The sequence below is a fragment of the Niastella sp. genome, from assembly GCF_045805085.1.
Classification (GTDB): Bacteria; Bacteroidota; Bacteroidia; order Chitinophagales; family Chitinophagaceae; genus Niastella.
The window spans coordinates 1-5247 of record NZ_JBJMLX010000475.1 but is presented as its reverse complement, the minus strand read 5'-3'; the positions used below and the strand labels follow the sequence as shown (position 1 = coordinate 5247).

Here is a 5247-nt window from a genome sequence, read left to right as displayed (position 1 = left end):
TTCTGCATCTTTCAGTACGGTAATGCTTTCAATATCCAATGGGCTCATGGTTGTAAAAGGATCAAAGCCTGTGGCTGAAATCCCGGGAGCTGAGGGCTTGCCAACCATAGTGGTTAACTGGTTTACCGGGTGCAGGGAAGGGGCCCAGGGGATACCATTTACCACGAACAAAGGACTGTTGGATGGGCGATAAGTTGTTTCTGATGAGGGACCAATAGAAGTAGGACCACGGAATTGAAATTTATGTGTAGCGCCAAATAAGCCACTGGTGGGCGGCGCTAAGATACCTGAAACATTTTCCTGGATGATCTTCAACATATCACCACCAGGTGTTATGCTGGGCCGGACCTGTGATACCCCTGCTGTGTTCCCTCTGTCTTTGGATGATGAATATCCTCTTACAATCGCTACTTCCAGGTTTGGGTCCTGTAGTTCCATGCGAATAACAAGCTGGCGATGGTTAATTTGCCAGGGTATAACAACGGGTCTGTAATTGACGTAGGTAATTTCCAATGTATCATCGAGTGTCCATACCAGGCCAAATTCCCCTTCATTTTTAGTAGCGCCTGCATACCGGCCCGATCGTAATTGTACGGTGGCGCCGGGGAGTGGATTGGCCGAATCGTTCAGCACAATCCCTTTTACGCGATATTGAAAATGTTCGCGGCTGCTTTCAATTTCTGATCTTTCTTTTTGGAGAATGGCCAGTCGATTGGCAATAATGCTGAATTTCAAAAAGGGTTGTTCCGAAAAAATACGTTGCAGTAAACTGTCATTTACGGGTGACAGTGGTATATATACGGGCATGGCCCATTTCATGATCCTGGGATCATAAACAGCCTCTTTAAATACACCCTTTGACTTCAATATTTTTAGTGCTTTTTCAAGGGAATGCACCGATCCGCCAGGATTTCCATCCTGCCCCCTTGCTGCACTAATACAACATACCATAACCAAATAACCAAGGATCTTTTTCATACGGTATTATTTCCCATAAACGCGTTCAATTAATAATCCAGGGTTACTGCATTACAATCAGGCGAATATGAATGAAAATAAATGTTATGTCTGATTGTGCTTGCGTAACTGATAACTGGTTTGGTTAGATATCAGTTATGAAGTTATAAAAATGATGGTTTTTTAATCGTACTTTTTTCTGTAAACGTGTGTCCATATATGTAATTATTCTCAATGTAAAGTAAATAAACAACGCCTGCAATCGCCGGAAATAATTTTCAGGCCTTGCAGGCGGGAATCTGGTTTGGTCAGGTATGGTAAAAATAGGAATGCTGAGTAGCTTTCACAAACTACTCAGCTATTGACGCTTGAACTCAAAGGTGGTTTAATGGGATCTAATGGTATTCTCTGCGAAGTACAGCCTAACTATAAGAATTTTAAATATTTTTTTTATTGTATGTTTTAAGGTTAATTATTTTTTTGCTTTGGCCACCACGGTATAACCTTGAAGCGTAAACCGCACACTCAGGTTCGTATTTAACAACTCCAGCACTTTTGACAAGGGTTGCGATCTTTCAACGGTACCAGTTAAAATATTGGTGGTTTCTGGGGTACCCGCTTCTATTTGCGTGTCAACATTGTACCAGCGCTTTATCTGTTCCAGAATGGAATGCACCGATTCTCCTTCCAGGTTGATTAACCCGTTTTTCCAGGCCAGCACTTGCGACATCTCATTCCTGCTCTTGTTGTTGATTGCTATATTATCCCCTAAAACGATCGCCTGTTGATTTGGTTTTATGTTTGATGCGGCGCTGCCATGTTGTATGGCCACAGCTCCTGACACCAGGGTAGCGGTTACCTGTTTATCGGTATTATACGCCTTTACATTGAATTTGGTGCCCAGCACCTTCACTTCTGTACCATTGGCCATTACGTGGAAAGGCTTTGTTTTATCGGAAGCCACTTCAAAATAGCCTTCTCCGGTCAATTCAACCACCCGGTCAGTACCATTGAAAGCGGTTGCATACTTCAGTGATGAACCTGCATTTAACCATACTGTTGAACCATCGGCCAGCGTAACCTTGTATTCGCCGCCATAAGGGGTGGTTAAAGTGTTGTTCAGATCTTTGGTACCTGCTTTTTGATTGTCTGATACCTTATAAACGATCTGGTTATTGGTTGTTTTGCTGATGTCCATTTGGTCCTGGTGAGCGATCACCCCGGCCGGCAGGGTCTCCAGGTCAATCTGACTGTTATCTGCCAGGGTCAATAGGGCACGGGTTCTACCGGGCTCAATGGATCTTTTGGCAACAGGTATACTCTGTGCGGGTACAACGCTGTTTGTATCGGTATTGATAAATTGGTAAAGGGCATATACGCCAACAATACTGCCTGTTAAAACGGCTGCAGCGAGCATCCAGGTGCGTTTGCCGATCCTGGCTGTTGGTTGCTGCATAACCGGAATTTCAGCTTGTGTCGATTGCGTCAGGGAATGAGCCGCCTCGATACTTTCCCACACTTCCTCTTTTTTGCTTTCCAGTTTATTATAAAGTCCAACGTATTCTAAAAGCCGGGGATCGGTAGCATCTATCTTCATGATCTCAGCTGCTTTGCCCGAGGTCCACTCCTCACAAATTTTTTGTTCATCGCTGGTCAACGGCACTTCATCGCTTTTCCCAAATGCTAGTTGGGTGGTGTTTTCAGATAGTGCTTTCATTGTGTTCGATTTGTAAGGTTGATTGGTAATAAGGTTTAATTGAATGTTCGTTGCTGTCCCCTAAAAATCAGCGTGTTTTCTTCTCTCTATAATGAAACAACAGATAGGAGCAGAACATTAAGAAAATGCGAAACATTTTTTATTTCTACCCAAAATAGAGCTTACACAGGATCATTAACAGGATAATTATGACAGGTATGCCGTACTTGCCGCCGTTTTGTTCTATGAATTCCCGCAACCGTGAAATTCCCTTCGATTTTTGCGTATATACCTGGTTGGGACTAATATTCAATGTTTTAGCTATTTCGTCAGGGGCCATATTCTGCATGGTGAGCCTGATAACGGCAGCGCATTGCTTTTCCAGCTTGTTCAGGCCAGCCTCGATCAGTTTGCGCATATGGTCCATTTCATATTTCTTATTAATGCCGGGATCCTCTGCAATTGGGAGGTCGTCCTGTAATTGTTTACGGAAGGGATCATCTTTTTGCGCCGCTCTTAAATAGTTCAGGGCGCCGTTCCTGGCAGAAATATAGAGATAGGCTTTTAGTTGTTCGATCGCGCTGAAGGTGAGCTTTTTGCCTAATAATTTTGTAATAGCGGAGATGGCTATATCTTCCGATTCGTCTTCATTATCGATCATCCGATAAACGAAAACCGTGAGGTCTGCGAAGGTTGCTTTGAATAATTCAGCATGAGCAGCCGGTTCGTTATTATTTAATCTGATGAGAAGATCGTTCGTGATATGCATGGGCATTCATTTTTAGATTACCTGTTTAGGGGAAAAGAACGGTAACCGAAAGTTATGCTTTTCGTAAAAGCACTATACTTTCAGCAGGAAGAATTACACGAACTTTAGGAGAGGGGAGAATAAGGTTTTGCGACGCAAGGTTAATCAATAAATCATTCAAATGCAAACGGTTGTTAATATAATTTTATTTTTAAAGTGTGATGGCTGTCCCTTATTTCCCACTAATCAGCACCGTGGTAGCTGTTTCAAACAGGTCACGTTCTTTTGCCAACAGTTTATAAGGCAGGGGTTCCAGCTCAGGTAAAAGACTTTCACGGGAAATAACGACCGCTTGTGGATGGGCTGTTAAAACCCGGGTTACTGCAGCTGCATCATCCAACACCTGGACGGGTTTATTCAAATAAAAATTAAACGCCGGATTGTAGATCTTATACGAATACACCTGCTCATCTGCCTGTAACAGAGGCAGGGTTTTAGTGACCGGGTTGAGCCTGTAAACAGCCGGGTAACCGATTGCCAGGAACAGCAGGTTAAAAACCGAATAACCGGCAATGATCGCATGCATCGCTTTTTTCAATCCTTCTTTTTTAAAGAACCACCAGCTGGTTGCCGCTGTGAGCACCGGTATTATAAACAACAGGGCCCAGCCACGAAAAGGCTGTGTAGCGGTCTCCAACCCCAGCCCGATCCAGGCTGCCGTTAACAGCAACAGGTTCAACGCCAGTAATAACCATAAAGGATATTGCTTCACCTGGTTTTGGCCGGTAATTACTTTATTGATGAAATAGCCCAGCAAGATCGCTACAAACGGGTAGCAGGGCATGGGATAGTTAGGTAGTTTGGTACCCGAGATACTGAAGAAAACAATAAATACAACGGTTACATACATACTTAACCGGATGAATGGGTTTGTATGGAACGATCGTGTTTTTTTGGCCAGCTCCGCCATGAAGACTGAAATGGGTAATAAACCCAGCAATACAAACAGGGGTACCATTATAAACAAACCGCCGTGACCTTCCATAGGTTCGCCAAAGCGATTGAAGTTATGTTCAAAGAAAAATATGCGGGTAAATTCACCGTTGGTTGCCTGATGAACAAGAACATACCAGGGCAGGGCTACAAGGACAATAACTCCCATATACAGGATCATTTTCCAGGAGAACAACAGTTCGTATTTCTTTTGCGAAACGACCCACCACACCAGTACCGCGCCCGGTAATGCCAGTGCTACCGGTCCCTTGGCCAGCGTGGCCAGGGCAGCGGCCACCGCTGAGCCAATCAACCATTTTAATTTCCGCTCCTGGGCATACGCATAAAAACAAAGAATGCCCGCTGTTATAAAAAAGATCAGGTAAGGGTCTGGCACCGACATGCGGAACTCGAACAAAAAATGGGTGCTTACCAGCAACACGGCTACCGACCAGATGGCTGTACCATAACTTACAAAGCGCCGGGTAAAATACCAGGTGATCCATAAAGTTAACCAGCCAAACAGGGCCGAAAAAAAGCGGGCGGCAAAAGCATTCATCCCGAATGCGTGATACGCCAGCTGCATAAAATAATAATGCAGCGGTGGTTTATGCGCGCGCAATTCTCCATTGAAGGTGGGAACTATCCAGTCATGACGTTCCATCATTTCCCGAGCGGCCTGTGCATTACGGGCTTCATCCAGTATATACATGGGTGCAGCGCCAATACCGGTAAATAATAAAACAGCAGCAATAATAAATAACCAGGTTATTTTGTTTGTGCGTAAATGTAAGAGAACATTATTCCATTGTTGTAGCATATGGCTGAGGTGCAGGTTTTGGCGTGTTGGTTT

General features: G+C 44.1%; 4 protein-coding genes. All 4 read right to left on the bottom strand.

The genetic code is table 11. The features are described 5' to 3' along the window. Positions 1-978, bottom strand: a 978-nt coding sequence (locus tag ACJ751_RS24890) for a hypothetical protein (RefSeq protein WP_407748239.1), incomplete at its 3' end; no start/stop codon positions are given. A 451-nt stretch (positions 979-1429) separates the two neighbouring features. Next, on the bottom strand, positions 1430-2674 hold the full coding sequence (locus ACJ751_RS24885; RefSeq protein ID WP_407748238.1) for a FecR family protein: 1245 nt from the start codon (positions 2672-2674) through the stop codon (positions 1430-1432). A gap of 145 nt (positions 2675-2819) precedes the next feature. After that, positions 2820-3422, bottom strand: coding sequence for an RNA polymerase sigma factor (locus tag ACJ751_RS24880; protein ID WP_407748237.1), 603 nt, complete (start codon positions 3420-3422; stop codon positions 2820-2822). 211 nt (positions 3423-3633) lie between these two features. Beyond that, positions 3634-5247 (bottom strand): ArnT family glycosyltransferase (locus tag ACJ751_RS24875; protein WP_407748236.1); only part of this gene is annotated, 1614 nt, incomplete at its 5' end.